Below are 18,294 nucleotides of genomic sequence, written 5' to 3'. Positions count from 1 at the left end.
GGCCCCCGTCCGGCTACCGGGCGGCGGCACCGGCCTCGTCGGCCGCCTGAGGCCGTGCCGGGACCGGGAGCACGCGGAGGGTGCCCTGCCGGTAGCGGCGGCGGGTGTCCGGCACCCGTACCTTGCCGCTGGTGGTCACCGGCAGTTCGCCGGCGGGCACCAGGGCCACGGTGGTGACGTACAGGTCGAGGGCGTCGGCGAGGCGCCGCCTGATCTCGTGTGTGACAGCGGGTGACGGGTCCGGCGTGTCCTCGCCGACCTCGGCGACCAGGCAGACCTGCGGGGCGCCCCGGCCGTCGCCGGCCGGGCCGGGTGCCTCGACGGTGAACGCGGCACAGCGGCCCGGCCGCAGCTGCGGGACGGTGGCGCACACGGCGAGCACGTCGGCGGCGTAGAACTTCTTCCCGTGGTGCACGAGGGTGTCGTCGGCGCGTCCGAGCACGAACAGGTGCCCCCGCAGCAGGAAGCCCGTGTCCCCGGTGGCGTGCCACGCGCACGGGCCGCCCGCGGTGCCGCTCCCGGCGGCCGGCCAGTAGCCGCTGAACAACTGCGGCCCCCGCACGAGGATGTCGCCGATCGTCCCGTCCGGCGCCGTCCCCCCGTCGGCCGTGCGCACCGTGACACGGGTGCGGGGCAGCGGCCGTCCCGAGGACAGCAGGGTGACGGTGCGCTCGGCGGGACGCGCGTCCCGCCCGACCGGCACGACGGTGCCGGACCGCAGGTCGTCGCGGCGAACGGTCAGCTCGACGGGCGGTGTCCAGGGCGTGCAGGCGGTGACGGTGAGCGTGGCCTCCGCCATGCCGTAGGAGGGGCAGAGGCCACCGGCCCGGAAACCGGCCGGAGCGAAGCGGGCCGTGAAGTCGGCCGCGGTGTCGGCGCGGACGACCTCGCCCGCGTTGCGTGCCACGCGCCAGGACGACAGGTCGAAGGCGCGGGCCGCCGCCGGGGTGATCCGGCGTACGCAGTGCCGGTAGCCGAAGTCGGGCGCGCTGGAGAGCGTGCCACGGCGGTGGGTGAGGGCGGCGAGCCAGGCGCCGGGATCGCGGACGAAGGCGCGCGGCGACAGCAGGACGGACTCGTACCCGGTGTAGAGGGGCCGGAAGACCCCGGTGACCAGGCCCATGTCGTGGTGGAGCGGCACCCAGGTCACCGCGGTGTCGTCGGGTCGTTCCCGGTAGGCCAGGGCGGCCTGGGCGCACTGGGCGGCCAGGGCCCGGTGGCTGATGACGACCCCCTTGGGGGTGCCCGTCGAGCCGGAGGTGTACTGGAGCAGGGCGATGCCGGGGCGCGGGCCGGGCCGGGGGCCGGGCGCCGGTTCCGGGGCGGCCGTGGAGAGGTCTTCCCAGGTGTGCGCGGGCAGCGTGCCGCGCCCGCGCAGCGCCCGATGGAGCGCGGGCGTCCAGGCGTCCGTGGTGACGGCCAGGCCGGGACGGCAGTCGGCGACGATGCCTCGGAGCCGTTCCTCGAACGCGCCCTGCCGCACTGCGTCCGGGGTGGAGGCGGGCACCGGGACCAGTCCGGCGGCCAGCGAGGCGAGCAGGGTGGCGGTGAACGACACGTCGTTGGGCAGGGCGAGGACCACCCGGTCGCCGGCCCGGGCGCCACGGGCCGCGAGGCCGGCCGCGACGCGGTCGACGAGCCGGCCGAGTTCCCCGAAGGTCAGGCGCTGCCGCGCCGCCCCGTCCCGCCAGACGCTCACCGCGAAGCCGTCGGGCCGCACGCGGGCGTGCTGCCGCAGCCAGTCGTACGCGGTCACCACCGGCCCCACCGGAACGCCGGTCACCGGTGCGACCGTCCCATCCCCGCCGGGGTACCGGTCACCGGTGCGACCCGCCCGGTCCGACCGGGGCGCGCAGAGCCGCCCGCCGGACCTTGCCACTCGGGGTGCGCGGCAGGAAACCGGACGGACCGAGAACGATCCGCAGGCCCGGCCGGGCCCGCCGGGGCGCCGCTCACCGGCGCGACCCGCCCGGTCCGACCTGCGCGCGCAGAGCCGCCCACCGGACCTTGCCACTCGGGGTGCGCGGCAGGAAACCGGACGGACCGAGAACGATCCGCAGGCCCGGCCGGGCCCGCCGGGGCGCCGGTCACCGGGGCGACCCGCCCGGTCCGACCTGCGCGCGCAGAGCCGCCCGCCGGACCTTGCCGCTCGGGGTGCGCGGCAGGGAACCGGACGGGCCTAGCGCGATGTGCGGGGCCGGCATGCCGAGTCGGCGGGCGGCGTCCCGGATGCCGGTGACGATGGCGTCCGGGGGGCCCGGGACCGTCTCGACGTGGCACACCGGGTCCGCGCCGCCGACCACGGCCACGTCGCAGACGCCGGGCAGCAGGCGGATCTCGTACTCCAGCCGGGCCTCGTCGCGCTGCCCCTCGTCCCCGGCGCGGCCCACGATGTGCAGATAGCCGTCGTCGTCCAGGAAGCCCAGGTCGCCGGTGTCCAGCAGGGGTTCGCCGGGACGGTCGCGGTCGGCGGCGCGCAGCCGGGCGTGGATCGTCCCGACGGTCCCCGCCGGCACCGGCCGGTGGCCCGCGTCCCGGATCTCGACACCGATGCCGGGCAGGGGCCGGCCCACGGAGCCGGGATGGCGCAGCCACTCCTCGGTGGTGATCTCCGTCAGGGTGCTCCGGGACGTGCCGTAGTACTCGTGCAGCACGGGCCCGAGCAGGGCGATGGCCTCCCGTTTGCGCTGCGGCGGGCACGCGGCGCCGCCGTGGAAGAGGGCGCGCAGCCGGTGGCGCGGCCGGGCGCCGGCGGCCAGCACGTCCAGCAGGAGGTCGAGGCTGAGCATGGCGCTGTCGGCGCCGTGCCGGTCGATCAGTTCCGCGAAGCCGCCCGGCGACCAGGCGCGCTGGACGACGACGGCGCTGCCGGCCTGGAGCGCGTACAGGGCGGGCCCCAAGGTGCCGAGGTGGAAGGTGGGGTTGGCCATGAGGTGCGGGCCCAGGCCGGTTCCGGCGGCGTACCGCGCGCTGACGGCCACGCCCTTGTAGGGGCGCGGCGGCCGGGCCCGTGGCACGGCCTGCGGGTCCCCGGTGGTTCCGGAGGTGGCGAACGCGAGGAATCCGGCCCGCGTCGCGGCGGCGGGCACGCCCGAGCGCGGCACGGCCATGGAGGCGAGTTCGTCGTCGGTGACGGTGGGGCAGGGCAGCGCCGGGCCGCCCCCGGCGGGCCGGGCGGTGATGTGCAGCGCGGTGTCCATGCCGCGCAGCAGCGCGGGCCCGAACGGCGCGGCGACCAGGCGGCTGTCGACCGGGAAGAGGCCGTAGCCGTACCGCAGCGCCGCCAGGGCGAGGGCGAAGAAGCGGGGGCCGCTGGGGATGTCGGTGGCGAGGACGGCGCCGTCCGCGACGCCCCGGGCGCGCAGGCCGGCGCAGAGGTCGTCGGCGCGCCGGACGAGTTCGGCGAAGGTGTACGTCTCGTCGTCCGCGACGACGGCGAGCCGCCCGGGCCGCTCCTGGGCCGTCGCCCAGGGGTTCCACAGGTAGGGACGCACGGCGGCCTCACGCCTCCCGGGCCGGCGCGGTCGCGGCGGCGAGCGCGCCGGCCAGCTCCGCGAAGTCGGCGGTGTTCACCACGGGTTCGGTGTCCAGCGCGACGCCCAGCCGTTCTTCGAGGAGGGTCACGAGTTCGACGGCGGCGATGGAGTCCCCGCCGAGGGAGAAGAAGTTGTCGCCCGGCTCGACGGGGTGTCCGAACACCGTGGTCGCGGCGGTCAGGACGTGGGCGAGCAGGCCGTCGTGGCAGGTGTTCATGGGGTCCTCGGGGTGCTCGGGGTGCTCGGGGTCTCGGAGGGTGCCGCCGCCGTGCGGACCATGCGGTCGAGGAGGGCCTGGGCCAGCGGGCGTCCGACGCGCCGCCCGTCGAAGACCAGGTCGACGAGGACCCGGTCCCGGTACTCGTTGCACCTCAGGTGCAGGGCCGAGGACGTGCCGAAGGCGATCCTGCGCAGCGGGTAGGCGTCGGCGGTGACCCGCAGCGGCCCGGACCGCTCGGTGGGCCGGTAGGGGCCGTCGAACCGGCGCAGGTTGACGTGGATGTCCCGGCGGAGCGGATCGGCCCCGCCGGCGGCGGACTCCGCGGCGAGCGCGGACAGTTCGCTCGCCGGGATCTGCTGGTACCGCAGCGCGTCGAGCATCCGGCGCCGTACCTCGGCGAGGACGTCGGGCAGGTCCGCGCCGGCCGCGCGGACGGCGAGCGGGCTGACGCCGGCGAACATGCCGACCACGTCGCGCTCAGCCGTCTGCCGGGAGTCCATGGACGTCCACACGGTCATCCGGTCCGCGCCCGCGCACGCCGACAGCGCCGTGACGAACGAGGCCACGAGCAGTTGCATCGGGGTGCACCGCAGCCGCTCGCAGGCCCGGTGGAAGGCGGCGGCGTCCTCGCCCGCGAGCTGCGCGTGCACGGTCCCGTCCGGGGTCGGCTCCGCGTGCCCGGGCCGGTTCCAGGCGGTGCGGGCGGCGAAGTCCAGGCGCTCGCGCCAGCTCTCCCGGGCCCGGTCCAGGTGCCCGGTGCCGTACCGGCCGCGCTGGCGCAGCGCGGCCTCGGCGAAGGAGGGAGCGGCGCCCGGTACGGGGCCGCCGGCGAGCAGCGTCCGGTAGTCCCGCCAGGTCTCCCGGGCGAACAGTTCGTGCGCGCGGCCGTCGAAGACGACGTTCTGGAAGGTGGCCAGGAAGGCGTGGTGGTCGTCGGCGTAGCGCAGCAGCCGGAAGGTGTACGGCCGTTCCCCGTCGGCCCAGGGGGTGACGAAGTCGCGTGAGTGCAGCGCCGACGCGTAGTGCGTGAACTGCCGCTCGGAGGCGGCTGTCACGCTCTGGTGACGCACGATCCGCTCCCCCGGGGCGAGGGGCCGGACGCGCTGGGCCGGGGCGTCGGCCCCGGGCCGGGCGACGAGGTCCATGCGGAGCGCGTCGTGCCGTGCCACGAAGCCGTGGACGGCCTCGGTGAAGGCGTCCGGATCGAAGGGGCCGCGGATCTCGTAGGAGAGCCGCACGTTGCGGCGGGCCCGGGTGGAGCCGCGGATGTTGGCGTGGTACCACTCCTGCTCGTACGTGAGCGGCACGATCCGGTCGCGGGGGTCGCCGGCGGTCAGGTCAGGCACAGGAACTCCCCTCCGGCGGCCCTGAGTTCGGCGGGTGATCCGGCCTCGACGACCTTGCCGTCCCGGACGACCAGGACGTGGTCGGCGCGCTCCAGCACGGTGAGGCGGTGGGCGATGACGACGGCGGTGGTGCCCGCGTTCAGCAGGTTGTCGAAGATCTCCTCCTCCAGCTGCGGATCGAGCGCGCTGGTCGCCTCGTCCAGCACGAGGAGCCGGGGTCCGCGCGCCAGTGCCCGGGCCAGGATGATGCGCTGGCGCTGGCCGCCCGACAGCCCGTGTCCGCCCGGGCCCACCAGAGTGTCGTAGCCCATCGGGAGGGCGGCGATCTCCTCGTGGACGCAGGCCGCCTTGACCGCTCTGATCAGGTCGGCCTGGTCCGGTTCCCCGGCGCCGAAGGCGATGTTCTCGCGGATGGTGCCGCTGAAGAGGTGGGCGTTCTGGTTGACGTAGCCGATCTGCCGGCGGTAGCCGGGCCGGTCCAGGTCCGCGAGGTCGGTGCCGTCGACGGTGATGGTCCCCGACGTCGGCAGGTACAGCCCCGCCAGCAGCATGCCGAGGGTGGACTTGCCCGAGCCGGAGCGGCCGACGACGGCGACGAACTGCCCGGGACGGATGTCCAGTTCGACCCCGGACAGGGCGGGGGACGGGGCGCCCCGGTAGCGGAAGGAGACGCCTTCGGCGGTGATCGCGGCGGCCTGTCCGGCGGGCGCGGGTGCGGGTGTCCGCGCCGCGCGCGGCTCCGGCTCGGCCTGGAGGACGTCGTCGAGCCTGGCCAGGGTGGGCCGGACGGAGGCGAGTTGGGAGACCGCGGCGAACATGCCCTCCAGGGGCGCGAACAGCGCGGTCGTCAGGGCCATGAAGGCGAGCGTGGAGCTGAGGGAGTCGTGCCCGTCCAGCACCCGCCAGGTGCCGGCGAGCAGCACCACGACGGGCGCGCCGAACTGGACGGTCCGGCCGACCGCGGTGAACGCCGCGAGGCTCCGGCGTGCGCGCAGGCGCTTGTTGACCTCGCGGACCAGGGCGTGCGACCAGCGTTCGACGGCCTCGCCCTCGACACCGGCGGCCTTGAGCGTGGTGATGCTCTCCAGCATCTCCACCAGTTCGTTCTGCGCCCTGGTCTGCTGCTCCAGGACCTCGTGGTTCAGGGCGGCCTGCCGGCGCCAGGTGACCGCGGTCAGCCCGGCCTGGACGGCGATCAGCCCGACGACCAGGGCGGCGAGGACCGGGTTGGCGAGGACGATCGCCGCCAGGTAGACGACGATCAGCACGCTGTCGAACACGGCGGAGACGGCGGTGACGCTCAGGACCTGGTTCAGGGTGCTGCTGGTGCGCACCCGCATCGCCAGGTCACCGGCGTTGTGCACGGTGAAGTAGTCGTACGGCAGCGAGGCGAGGTGTTCCATGACGCCCCAGGTGAGCTGTTTCTCCACCAGGGCCTGGCGTTTGATCAGCAGGAGCGATCTGATCAGTTGCAGGGTGAGGAACAGCGCGACGAGCGCGCCCAGTCCGGCCGTGGTCAGCCACAGCTCGGAGCGCAGCCTGCCCGGGAGCACGTGTCCGACGAGCCGGCTGATGGTGAGGGGCAGGACGAACTCGAAGGCCATCAGGGCCAGGGAGGCGGCGGCGATGCCCCGCAGCTCTCCGGGCCCGGGTCGCAGGTGCCGCAGTCGGGCCCACGGCCCGGCGGTGCCCGCACGGCGGCGGGCCCGCGCGCGGCGCTCCAGCGGCGGCTCGAACTCCAGGGCCACCCCGGTGAACGCCTCGCCGACGGCGGCCCAGGTCAGCCTGCGCCGGCCGTGTGCCGGGTCGACGATGTCCACGTGGTCCCGGGTCGCCGCTTCGAGCACGACGAAGTGACTGAAGTTCCAGAACAGGATGGAGCCGGCGGGCAGGTGCCGGAGCCCCGCGAGATCCGTCCGCACCCCGCGCCCCTTGAGCCCGAACTCCCGGGCGATCTCCAGCAGCGTCCGGGCCGAGGCGCCGTTGCGCCCCGAGTCCGCCCGGGCCCGGACCGTCTCCAGTTCGGCCTCGACGCCGTGGTGGCGCAGGGTCATGACCAGGCAGGCGGGACCGCAGTCGCTGACCTGGGTCTGGAAGCAGACCGGCACCCGGGGACGGCGGCGTCCTTCGCGCAGCCGCCCGAGCAGCGAGCGCCCCAGCGCGGAGAGGCTCCTTCTGGGCCGTGGCGTCAGATCGTGTCCGAGCATCGGGCCGAGGCCGCGGTGCCCGTGGTGGTGCTCGACCGCCTCGGAGCGGAAGCGTGCTGTGTTCGTCATCCCGTCAGTCCTCACCCGACGGGGTGACGCCGGCGTCGGCCGGCGTCACCCTTCATGTGGTGCCGGCTCAGATGCAGGCCGCGTCGGTGTGCACGGTGCCGCCACCCACGATGTCGTCCAGCTCCTCGTCGGACAGAGCGGCGATGTCGATCTGGTTGTTCTCCATTTTCATTTCCTTTCACGAGGGGGCGGTGGACGCCTTTTGCAATCCATCGCGAAATGAACTCTAACAGCCGTCCGGAACCGTCAACAAGAGCAAGGCGGAAGAATTCTGAAATCAATATCGGAGAATGCAAAAAGGCATCCCGAAATGCAGACCGGACGCGCCTTTTAATCATCGAGGCGGGAACGATCTGCTTTCGGGATGCTTTGCTTTTCGAGATGGGGTTGCTACGACAGTTTCTCCGCCAGCTCGGTGAGCGACAGCGCGGACCGGGGCGCGGGCGCCGTGGCCAGCCGGGCCCGTCTAGCGCGGCGGACCAGTTCCTCGGGGTCCAGACCGGCCAGCCGCGCCCGGACGTGGGCGAGCACCTCGGCGGCCGAGGAGACGATCGCCTCGTCGTCCACCGGGCGCGGGGCCAGGCCCAGGCCCTCCAGGGAGAGCGACTGGAGGCTGCGGCACAGGTCCACCAGGGCGATCTCCCGGATGGTCAGGGACAGGTGTGCCGACAGCCCCTCGTCGCCGGTGGCCTGGTGGGCGAAGCCGCGCGGCAGGTAGAGGACGTCGCCGGGCCCGAGGGTGGTCCGCAGGACCGGGGCGGGGGGCCGCTCGCCGCCGACGCTCCCCGGGCCCCAGTGCCCGTCGGGCGGTCCCTCGTGGACATGCCACTCCTTGCGGCCGGCGACCTGGACGACCAGGACGTCCGCGTCGTCGCGGTGCAGCGGCAGGCCCTGGTGCCCGGCCGGCGTGACGAAGAAGAACGCCTCCACCGGGCGTTGCAGCTCCATGGCCAGTTCGGCCAGCACGGCACCCGTGGGCCGGTGCCACTGGTCGAGGCAGCGCAGCAGCAGGGTCGCGCCGTCGTCCAGCAGCGCCCGGATCTTCGCCTCGTCGGCGAAGCCGCGGTGCACCGAGCGGTTGACGGTCCGGGCGGACGTGTAGGAGTCGGCCCCGAGCGGCTGCTCGGCGTTCGTCATCTCGATGTAGGGCTCGCGGAGGAAGCCGCTGGCCAGGGCGTCGTCGACGTCCTGGAGCCCGAACGGGCTGCGGCCCCCGCCCGCCGGCCGGAAGACCGCCGGCCGGCGGCGCCAGTACGAGGTGAAGAAGGTGTCGGGGTCACCGACCCACCGGGCGAGTGTCGGTGCGTGCACCGGGGCCTCCTCATCGGGTTCTCCGGCGGGCACCACACGGACCCGTGGGCCTGGTCCGCGTGGAGCGCCGCGCATGTCCGTCATCGTGCCGGGCCGGCGGCCGGCCCCACAGTCCCGAGAACACGGGACAGCCGGCCCGCTCCTCAGGCGTCCTGGAGGTCCCTGACGGTGGTGTGCGGTTCTTCGAGCCGGAGGGCCAGAACGACCAGTTGGGTACGGTTCGCGGCGCCCACCTTCGCCCGGATCCTGCGGATGTAGGTGTCGACCGTGTGCCTGCTGATGCCCAGACCGCGCGCGATGGCGTCGTAGGTGCCACCGCTGGGAAGCCACCTGAGGATCTCCAGCTCGCGCGGGCTGAGGGGCTGGGTGCGCTCGTCACCCGCCGTCTGCGTGATTTTCATCGACTCCCCTTTCGCCGGGTTCCTGCGGAATCCGGTATGCAGCGACGGGGTAAATCGAAGCAGGCCCTGATCAACGGCTGATCCGTCGCGCACTGGACGGCCGATAAACGACGGTTCGACAGGCCGGCCGGTGGCGGGTGTCGACCGCCGTGCTTGACCGGCCTTCCCGGGTGTGACATAACCATTCCCGCCGGGTGACAGGGTAGTTTTCACATGCGTTCCCCGCCCCGGCGGAATTCCTGGTTCCGCTCTGCCGGAAATCTCACATGTACCGGAGGCAAGAGCAGTGGAATGCGGGTGCCGGCCTTTCGTCCCCCTCGCCCGGTTCGCGGGCCCGGCCGGCGGCAAGGCGGCGGGACTGCGGCGTCTGATCGCGGCGGGACTGCCGGTCCCCGAGACCTGGGTCATCACCGACGACCTCCTGGAACGGACCTCGGACGGGTGCCTGCGGGCCGGGGCGCGGGCCCTGGTGGACACCGCCCTGCGCGGCGCCCCGGCGGTCGTGCGCAGCTCGGCCGAGAACGAGGACGTGCCGCTGGCGACCGGGGCCGGGGTGTACCGCAGCCATCTGGACCGGCGCACCCCGGAGGAGATCGTCGCGGCCGTCCGCTGGGTGCGCGCCGCGCGGGGGGAGGCGGACGCGCGGGCCTACCGCAGGATGCGGCACGGCAGCGGCGGCAGCCGGGTGCACGTGCTGGTGCAGCGCATGATCGGCTGCCGGAGCTGGGGGGTGCTCTACACCCGTGACCCGGTGTCGGACGAGCCGGGGATGCTGGTGGAGTCGAGCCGGGGCACGAGCGTCCCGGTGGTCGCCGGGCGGGGCTGCGAGGAGTCCTACGTCCTGCCGCCGGCCTCGGCGGGAGGCGCCGAGCCGTCGTCCTGGGAGCTGGACGGCCGTCCGCTGCCGGACCTGCTGTGGCGGCTGGGCGGCGTGCTGGAGCGGGAGTTCGGCGGTCCCCTGGACGTGGAGTGGGGCGAGGACGGGCAGCGCCTGTGGGTGTTCCAGGCCCGCCCGCTCACCCCCGAGGGCCCGGTGCCGGCGGCTCGGCACCGCCCTCGGCCGCCCTCGACGGCGCTGCCGGTCACTCCCCTCGGCCGCGGGTACGCCGTCGGCGTGCCGGTACCGGCCTCCAAGGGACCGGCGCTGCCGGGCTCGATCGTGCGGCTTCCCGTGCTGCCGACGGCCGGTGAACTGGAGGGGCTGCGGCGGGCCGCGGGGCTGGTCGTCCGCGCGGGCAACGTGCTCTCCCACTCCGGGGCCCTGTGCCGGGAGGCGCGGCTGCCGGTCGCGCTCGCTCCCGGCGGGTTGCCGGGCGACTGGGCGGGACCGGTGCTGCTGGACGCGGTGGCCGGCGCGGCGGCACCGCTGTCGGCGCTGCCACCGCGCGAGCGGGCGGCGGCGGTCGCGGCCGTCCAGTTCCGCGCCGGACTCCGGCCGGCACCGGCCGGCACACCTCCGTACCCGGCGCCGCTGCGCGCCGGCCGGCGCCGTCAGTCGGTGGGGCACCGCCGGCCGCCCGCCACGGCCCGGCGACGGGCGGCCGGGCGGGCCGAACTCTGGCTGGCGGACCGGCACATGTCCGCCTTCGCCGACAGCCGCGCCGTGCTGCTGTCGGTCGCCGGCGCCCCCCGGGTCCGCTTCGCCGGCCGCGCGGGCGGTGCCGGCGTGGAGGTGGCCGTGCCGTCGTGGCGGGCCGGTGGCGCGCTGCTGGACCGGCTCGGTTTCCAGCGGGTCCGCCGGGCCGGGAAGTCCGCCGCCCGGCACGGGGGGACGCTCCGGTGACCCGCCGTGTGGTGATCTTCTCCGACTGCACGGACGTGGCCGCGGCCGAGTTGCAGCTGGCCGTGGACCGGGCGGTGTGGGAGACCGACCCCACCCTGTCGGTGCAGGTCGGTCCGCTGGTCCCGGTGCGGTCGTACTCGGTGCTCAACACGGCGTTCCTCACCCGGCTGATCGCGGAGTCGGCCGCCCCGGGGACCGTGCTCATGGTCGTGGTCAACAGCCGGCCGGAGCGCACCGAGCGCCTCGTCGGCCGTACCGAACGCGGCGACCTGATCTTCACCGGGGCCAACACCGGTGCCCTGGGCTGGCTGGCGGCGGACCTGGGCGTGCGCGAGTGCTACGAGCTGACCGACCCGGGGTTCGTGCCCTTCGGCGGCAAGTACGTCCACGCGCCGGCCGTCGGCGCGCTGGCGGCCGGGACGCCCCTGGCGCGGCTGGGGCGTCCCTTCCCGGCCGGCCGCATCCGCCGGCTGCTGCCGCAGGACGGGACCGTCGTGCACGTCGACAACTTCGGCAACGCCAAGTTCCCGCTCGACGCGGGCGCGTTACGGTTCGGCGACCGGCTGCGGGTGCGCGTCGGTGACCGTGTCCTGGACGCGGTCTACTGGAAGCGGATGATGGAGCTGGCCGACGGCACCTGGGTGGTCTACCCGGGCAGTTCGCTGGGGCTGCACGAGCTGGGCCAGGTCCGCGCGGCGGGGCTGCACGGCCTCGACTGCGCGGTGGGCGACCGGATCCGGGTCGACGTGGCCGCCGGTTCCGGCCGGCCGTTCGGAGCGAAGTGACCGGGCGGCGCTCCGGCGCGCCGCGTCGCAAGTTATCGCCGGTAAAACTATTTTATGCAAGTCTCTTTTCCAAACCGAGGCCGTGGTAGCTTACCCGCCGACTGCGCATATCACTCCGGCAACCACCCGCTAGGAGCCGACCGAATGATTGGCCTGCCCCCGACCAACGCGTCGCTCCATTTTTCTCTGCTGGGTGAAGTCCGGGCATACCGCGGCGAAACAGAGCTGCGCGTGGGCAGCCCCCAGCAGCAGGCCATGCTCGCCGTGTTGCTGCTGAGCGTCGGTCAGACGGCCACGGCCACCGACCTGCTCAGCGGTCTGTGGGGGGACAATGGTCCGCATTCGGCCATTACCACCCTGCGGACCTACGCTTGGCGGCTTCGGAAGGCGCTGGAGAACGACAGCAAGACGCCCCGTGTTCTGTTATCGCTGGGTGACGGCTACCGGCTGGACCTCACCGGTTCCACGGCCGATTTCCTCAAGGCCGAGGAACTGGCCCACGAAGCCAGGCGGTTGCGGCAGTCCGGCGATGTCGAGGGCGCGTTCCAGCGGCTGGAGCAGACGCTGGCGCTGTGGCGCGGGACCCCGCTGACGGCCGTCCCTGGTCCGTTCGCCGAGCGCGAGCGGGAACGTTTCGAGGAGTTCCGGCTGCGCCTCCAGGAGGAGCGGATCGACGCGGCGCTGGCCATGGCCCGCGGTCCTGAGCACACCGCGGAACTCGTCTCCCTGGTGCAGGCGCATCCGCTGCGCGAGCGGCTCGTCGGGCTGCTGATGCGCGCCCACTACCAGTCCGCACGGCAGGCGGAGGCGCTGGCCGCCTACCGGCGTACCCGTCAACTCCTCATCGACGAACTCGGCATCGACCCCGGTCCCGAGCTGAAGGCGCTGCACGACGCGATCCTCCAGGGCAGCCTGGACGAACGGCCCGCCGCGCCGACCAGGGCCGTCCCGCTCCACCCGCCGGACACCGCGGCGGCCGGCACCGGTACCGGCACCATCACCGACCCTCTCCTGCGGACCGCCGAGGACGAGACCGGCCGTACGGGCGTCGGCCTGGTGCCCGTCCCGGCCGGGGACGCGGCCGCCGCGCCCTTCCGGGCACCGACCCCCGTACCCGCCCAGCTTCCCCCGGGCCCGGCCGACTTCACCGGCCGGGCGCACTCGACGGTGACCCTGTGCTCGGCGCTGAACGTGCCGACCCGGGCCTTCCTGCCCATCGTCGCCCTGGTCGGCATGGGCGGTGTGGGCAAGACCTCCCTCGCCCTGCATGTGGCCCACCGGGTGCGGGACTTCTACCCGGACGGCCAGCTGTACGCCGATCTCCGGGGCGCCGGAGAGCCCGCCGCCCCGGAGACGGTACTGGCCGGGTTCCTGACCGCCCTCGGACTGGCGCCCGTGGCGATCCCCGAGGGCGTGGAGGCCCGGACGGCCCTGTTCCGGACCATGACCGACCGGCGCCGTATCCTCGTCGTGCTCGACGACGCCCGGGACGCCGCGCAGGTCCGCCCGCTGCTGCCCGGGACGGCCATGTGCGGGGTGCTGATCACCAGCCGCACCCGGCTGGCGGGGCTCCCCGCGGCCGTACAGACCGAACTGCCGCCCTTCTCCACCGACGAGGCTCTGGACCTGCTGGCCCTGATGATCGGCCGCGAGCGGGTGGACGCCGAGCAGGACAGCGCCGTCACGCTGGTCTCCCAGTGCTCCCTGCTGCCGCTCGCCGTGCGGATCGTCGCCACCCGGCTGGCCGCCCGGCCGAACTGGTCGATCGCCTCGATCGTCCAGCGCCTCGCGGACGAGCACCGGCGCATCGACGAGCTGAGGGTCGGGGAACTCACCGTCGACGCGGTCTTCGAGGTGGGCTACCGGCAGCTGACCGGCGAGCAGGCCCGGGTCCTGCAACTGGTCTCCACCGTGGAGACGTCCAGCCTCTCCGCGAGCGCCGCGTCCGCGCTGCTGGGTGCCGGCCGGCCGGAGGCGGAGGAACTCCTCGAAGGCCTCGTGGACGTCGGCATGCTCCAGTCCCCGGCCCCCGGGTTCTACCGGTTGCACGATCTGCTGCGGGCCTTCGCACGGCGCAAGGTCACCGGTGACGTCCTCCCCCTGCTGCGCCCGCTGGTCGCCTTCCAACTGGACTCCGCGCTCTCCGCGTTCGAGCACGTCGTCGCCGGCGACCCGGTACGCGGCGCGCTCCAGCCGCGCGAGGCCACCGGACTGCGCTTCACCTCGGCGGAGCAGGCCCGGTCGTGGGCCGTGGCCGAGGGCGAGAGCGCGCTGCTGCTGGCCGGCCAGATCGCCGGCGCGGTCCTGTCCCGGCCCGCCGCCGAGGCGGACGGCAGCCCGCTCGGCGGCGACCTGCTGCGCTCGGCCGTCTCCCTTTGCATCGCCCTCAGCCCGTTCCGGACGGACCTGCACGCCTGTGACTGGGCCGGCGTGTCCCGCCTGTTCACCGCGGCAGCGGCGCACTGCGACGACCTGACGGCCGAGGCCCGCGCGCACTTCCTGAGCGGCAACAACGCTCTGGCCACGTGCCAGATCGCCGAGGCGGAGCACGAGACAACGTTGGCAATCCAGCAGTGCCAGGCCACCGACGACGTCGTCATCCAGCGGCAGGCGCTCAACGACCTCGGTCTGGTAAGGCAGTTGCAGGGTCGCTACGAGGAGGCGATCGCCTGCTTCGACGAGGCCGTCACCCTGGCCCGGCAACTGGGGCACCGTTCCGGCGAGGCGACCTCCGTGATCAACAGCGCGCTGGTGCGGGTCTACAACGGGCAGCCGGCGGACGCCGTGGAGATCTGCGACCGGGTGCTGCGCGACCGGCTCGCCGACCACGACAGCGCGAGCATCGCCTACGCCCAGTACGTGCTGGGATTCGCCCATCACACCCTGGAGGACTTCGACACGGCCGTGGGGCACTACGAGTCGTCTCTGGCCATGTCGACCCTGCTGGGCCTGCGCGGCCACGAGGCCAACGCCCGCTTCCGGCTGGCGAAGACGCTGCTCGCCGTCGGATCGCTGCAACGCGCCTTCGAGGAGGCGTCCGCCGCGGCCGTCCTGTGCGAGAGGATCGGCGACACCCGGAACCAGGCGCACGCACTCCTGGTGCTGAGCGCGCTGCACGAGCGGCTCGGTGACCCGAGTGAGGCGGAGCGGTCCCGGACCCGGGCGCAGGAGATGTTCGCCCGGCTGGGGCTGGCGCCCGACGGCAAGGCCCCGGCCGGCCCGGAGAGCACGTCTCCCGCGGCCGGCCGGGGCACCCCGGGCGTGACCGGGGCCGGGGTGGTCACCTCAGCTCGATAACCACCCGGGCAGGGACTCCTCGAAGGGGATCTGGCGTGCGGTGGCGGCCGGGCCGCGCCGCTGCACCGCACGCCAGGGGCTGCGCGAGGCGACGACGAACAGGTTCGCGCCCCGGGCGGCGGAGTCCGGGTCCAGGAGCAGTTCCTTCTCCATGTTCAGCACCCGGCGGAAGACGGCGACATCGCTCAGGTACTCCTCGGTCGAGGGTCCGCCGGTCGCCTGGCCCGGGCGCGGGTCCGGCAGCACCAGGCTGGGGAAGCCGACCAGCAGATCGACGGTGAGCCCGGCGGCGTAGTGGATCGCCCGGATCTCGCCCGGGGTGAACAGGTGCCGGTAGGGCTCCGCCGCGCGGACCCAGCGCTCACCGGTCAGGCTGATCTCGGCGTCCTCGACCCGCCCGGCGGCCAGGTCGAGGGAGGCCGCGTACCAGCGGCTGGGCAGGAACGAGGCCATCACCCCGTTCTCCGTCAGGAGCGTGGCGAGCGAACGGACCACGGCGGCGGGATCGTCCACGAAGCCGAGCACGTGGTGGGTGTTGAGGATGAGGTCGAACCGGCGGTGGCCGAAGTGCTCGGCGGCCGTCTCCACCCTCCCCAGTCCGTGCGCCACCCGGTCCGCGTAGCCGTGCCGGGCGCTGCGGCCCTCGGCCAGCGTCAGCATCTCGGGCGTCATGTCGTACAGCACGCCGGTGGCGTCCGGCCGCTCGACCGCGAGGCGGCAGCTCCACTTGCCGGTACCTCCGCCGGGCTCCAGGAAGGAGAATCCCGGGGGCAGCCGTGTGAGCACGGACTGCTCCAGCGTGGTCCACAGCAGTTCGTCGCTCAGCTCGCCGAAGAATCCTCTTCCTCGCTCGTCATAGCTCCTCGCCTTCTGCGCGAAGTACCCCTGGACGTCGACAGCTTCCCTCGTTGTCATCCCGCACTCAGACCTTTCGCCGTCTCGTCACCCGACGACGGCGTCCACATGGTTGGTTTCCGGACGGCAAGATCACGGGTGCGTACACCTGCGACTGTCGGTACGGGACGACTGCGGGCCCGGCACGGACGGCCTCCGCACTCCCCTCACCTCCCGGTCGGCAACGCGGTCCGTGGTCGGCGGAACCACTCTAGACACTCCGCATCGACGCGGCGTCAACGGCCGATCTCCGCGGCCGTCGATCGCCCGGGTTCCGCCAGTTCGGCGGCTTCCTGGACGTGGATCGCGGTGAGTGTGGGAATCCGGTACCAGTCGTCGGCGTCCGCGGACCCCCCGAGATGCTCGATGAGATAGACGTCCGCGAGATCCTCCAGCAGCTTCCCGGCCGTGCCGCGGTCGACGCCCAGCACCCGGGACGCGGACCTCGCGTGGAACGGGTCCGCGACGGTACGGGCGAGCGCGAGCAGCAGCGTCCGGTGCTCCGTGGGCAACTGGCACAAGGCGGCCTCGATGCCGGTGCGCACGCTCAGTTCGCCGTGCACGAGTTCGTCGAGCCGGCGCCGGGGGTCGGCCAGCCGGGCCGCCATGGTCTCCAGCGACCAGTACGGACGGCCCGCCATCCGAGCGCCGACGATCCGCAGCGCCATCGGCAGACCGCCGGTCAGCTCGGCGATCCGGTGCGCCGCCGTGGGCTCGGCGCGGACCCGCTCCCATCCGACGGTGGCGCCCAGCAGTTCCAGGGACTCGGTCGCGTCCAGGGGTCCGAGCTGCACCAGTACGGCTCCCGGCGGGACGGCGGCCCGGCGGCGGGAGGTGAGCAGGACGCCGCAGGAAGAGCCGCCCGGCAGCAGGGGACGGATCTGCGCCTGGGTGGCGATGTGGTCGAGGAACACCAGCACCCGCCGGTCGGCCAGCAGGCTCCGGTAGAGCGCGGCGCGCTCCTCGGTGCCGGCCGGTACGTCCGCCGCGGGCACGCCCAGTGCCAGCAGGAAGCGCCGCAGGATGCGGTCCGGCGGTGCCGCGTAGGCGCTGCCGCCGAGGTCGGCGAAGAGCTGCCCGTCCGGGAAGTGACTGTGCGACAGCTCGTGTGCCACCCGCAGGGCGGTGACCGTCTTCCCCGTTCCCGACGCCCCGGCCAGGCACACGACCGGCACGTGCCGGCCACCGCCCCGGCCGGTGACACAGGCCTCCGTGACCAGTGCCAGCGTCTTGCGTCGTCCGACGAAGTCGCCGATGCCGGGCAGGAGTTGCCGGGGTACGGCCGTCCGGGTCGCGGTCTCGGTCACGACCGCGGTGCCCGGCCAGTCCAGGGCGGGGTCGCGGGCGAGGATGCGTGCCTCCAGGCGGGCCATCTCCTCGCTCGGCTCCAGCCCCAGTTGTTCCACGAACTCGCGTCGTCCGCGCCGGCAGACGTCCAGCGCCTCGGCCGTACGGCCCGACCGGTGCAGCGCCTGGACGAGCTGGAGCCGGGGCAGTTCGCGCAGCGGATGACGGGCCACCCGCTCGATCAGCTCACCGATCACCTCACTGTGCCGGCCGAGCGCGAGGTTCCATTCGATGCAGTGGTCCATGGCGCGCTGGAACTCCTCGTCCAGGTGCACCACCCTGCTCTGGATCACCTCGCTGTCCACGTCCGCGCAGCCGGGGCCCTTCCAGTGGGCGAGCGCCTGCCGCATCAGGGCGATGGCCTCCTCGTAGCGGCTCTGGCGCGCCAGTTCCGCCGCCTTCGCCGAGGACGTCCGGAACAGCTGGAGGTCGACCTGGTCGAACGGCACCCGCAGCAGGTATCCGCCGGGCAGGGTCTCGATGGGGGTCTGCGCGCCCATCCGCGCCAGCAGGCGCCGCAGCGCCGACACGCAGGTGTGCACCTGGTTGCGGGCGGTGTCCGGCGGCCGTTCGGACCAGATGGCCTCGATCAGCGTCTCCAGCGACACGACGCGATCGGCGGACAGCAGCAGTGCCGCGAGGACCACCCGCTGCCGGCGCGAGGCCACGTGGACGCGCTGTGTCCCGCGTACGACGGCGACCGGGCCCAGCACTTCGAAGAAGACGTCCTGTGGATCGCGCACCGGCTGCGGTTCGCCCGGCTCGGCCGGCGGGGGGATCGCGCCGCTCTCCGGTGCCCGGGCCCGTCCGTCGGGGCCGGTACGGTCCCTGCGGGAGGCGCGTGCACCGGCCTCACCGACCGGGTGTTGCATGAGCATGGCTTCGCCCCCGTCCACCGTCACTGGTTCCTCCGCATGACCTGACCGGAGACCAAGGGTGGCAAAGGCGGTTCGACAGGCGGTCAATCCCGGATGACCGCCGATGTACGCGCGATGAGCGAGCCGGGCGGGGGGGGGGGGGGGGGGGGGGGGGGGGGGGGGGGGGGGGGGGGGGGGGGGGGGGGGGGGGGGGGGGGGGGGGGGGGGGGGGGGGGGGGGG

The 18,294-nt window shown here is 74.1% G+C and carries 12 protein-coding genes; 3 read left to right on the top strand and 9 right to left on the bottom strand.

What is annotated here, in order from left to right:
* Positions 1 to 13 precede the first annotated feature (13 nt).
* The 7 genes from ACZ4WH_RS09515 to ACZ4WH_RS09485 form a co-directional block, all read right to left on the bottom strand.
* On the bottom strand, positions 14 to 1,783 hold the full coding sequence (locus ACZ4WH_RS09515) for an AMP-binding protein (RefSeq protein WP_468178342.1): 1,770 nt from the start codon (positions 1,781 to 1,783) through the stop codon (positions 14 to 16).
* A gap of 304 nt (positions 1,784 to 2,087) precedes the next feature.
* Complete coding sequence (locus ACZ4WH_RS09510; protein WP_468178339.1) at positions 2,088 to 3,494, bottom strand: class I adenylate-forming enzyme family protein; 1,407 nt, start codon at positions 3,492 to 3,494, stop codon at positions 2,088 to 2,090.
* A gap of 7 nt (positions 3,495 to 3,501) precedes the next feature.
* Positions 3,502 to 3,753: an acyl carrier protein gene (locus ACZ4WH_RS09505; RefSeq protein ID WP_366764190.1), complete on the bottom strand. Its 252-nt coding sequence runs from the start codon at positions 3,751 to 3,753 to the stop codon at positions 3,502 to 3,504.
* Positions 3,750 to 5,102: a condensation domain-containing protein gene (locus ACZ4WH_RS09500; RefSeq protein ID WP_468178337.1), complete on the bottom strand. Its 1,353-nt coding sequence runs from the start codon at positions 5,100 to 5,102 to the stop codon at positions 3,750 to 3,752. Before ACZ4WH_RS09500 ends, ACZ4WH_RS09505 begins: the two co-directional genes overlap by 4 nt.
* Positions 5,090 to 7,378 (bottom strand): peptidase domain-containing ABC transporter, encoded by a 2,289-nt coding sequence (locus tag ACZ4WH_RS09495; protein WP_468178335.1) that lies wholly within the window; start codon positions 7,376 to 7,378, stop codon positions 5,090 to 5,092. The genes ACZ4WH_RS09500 and ACZ4WH_RS09495 overlap by 13 nt, the downstream gene beginning before the upstream one ends.
* 390 nt (positions 7,379 to 7,768) lie before the next feature.
* A complete protein-coding gene (locus tag ACZ4WH_RS09490) occupies positions 7,769 to 8,689 on the bottom strand; it encodes a JmjC domain-containing protein (protein ID WP_468178333.1) in 921 nt (306 codons plus the stop codon).
* Between the two features lie 143 nt (positions 8,690 to 8,832).
* On the bottom strand, positions 8,833 to 9,090 hold the full coding sequence (locus tag ACZ4WH_RS09485) for a response regulator transcription factor (RefSeq protein ID WP_468178331.1): 258 nt from the start codon (positions 9,088 to 9,090) through the stop codon (positions 8,833 to 8,835).
* Between the two features lie 286 nt (positions 9,091 to 9,376).
* Here ACZ4WH_RS09485 and ACZ4WH_RS09480 point away from each other — a divergent pair, with 286 nt between their 5' ends.
* The 3 genes from ACZ4WH_RS09480 (at position 9,377) to ACZ4WH_RS09470 (ending at position 14,955) form a co-directional block, all read left to right on the top strand.
* Entirely contained in the window at positions 9,377 to 10,873 is a 1,497-nt protein-coding gene (locus ACZ4WH_RS09480; RefSeq protein ID WP_468178329.1) for a PEP/pyruvate-binding domain-containing protein, read from the top strand.
* Positions 10,870 to 11,658 carry an SAM-dependent chlorinase/fluorinase gene (locus ACZ4WH_RS09475; RefSeq protein WP_468178327.1) on the top strand — a complete coding sequence of 263 codons (789 nt, stop codon included), beginning with the start codon at positions 10,870 to 10,872 and terminating at the stop codon, positions 11,656 to 11,658. The genes ACZ4WH_RS09480 and ACZ4WH_RS09475 overlap by 4 nt, the downstream gene beginning before the upstream one ends.
* A 231-nt stretch (positions 11,659 to 11,889) precedes the next feature.
* Complete coding sequence (locus tag ACZ4WH_RS09470; protein WP_468178325.1) at positions 11,890 to 14,955, top strand: AfsR/SARP family transcriptional regulator; 3,066 nt, start codon at positions 11,890 to 11,892, stop codon at positions 14,953 to 14,955.
* Here the strand turns inward: ACZ4WH_RS09470 and ACZ4WH_RS09465 are convergent.
* On the bottom strand, positions 14,944 to 15,870 hold the full coding sequence (locus tag ACZ4WH_RS09465; RefSeq protein WP_468178323.1) for a methyltransferase domain-containing protein: 927 nt from the start codon (positions 15,868 to 15,870) through the stop codon (positions 14,944 to 14,946). The two genes, ACZ4WH_RS09470 and ACZ4WH_RS09465, sit on opposite strands and share 12 nt — an antisense overlap.
* A gap of 215 nt (positions 15,871 to 16,085) precedes the next feature.
* Complete coding sequence (locus tag ACZ4WH_RS09460; RefSeq protein ID WP_468178321.1) at positions 16,086 to 18,074, bottom strand: AfsR/SARP family transcriptional regulator; 1,989 nt, start codon at positions 18,072 to 18,074, stop codon at positions 16,086 to 16,088.
* Between the last annotated feature and the right edge of the window lie 220 nt (positions 18,075 to 18,294).

This window comes from Streptomyces sp. NPDC029138 (assembly GCF_055564375.1).
The sequence above is the reverse complement of the archived record's forward strand: the minus strand, read 5'-3'. Positions and strand labels throughout refer to the sequence as shown.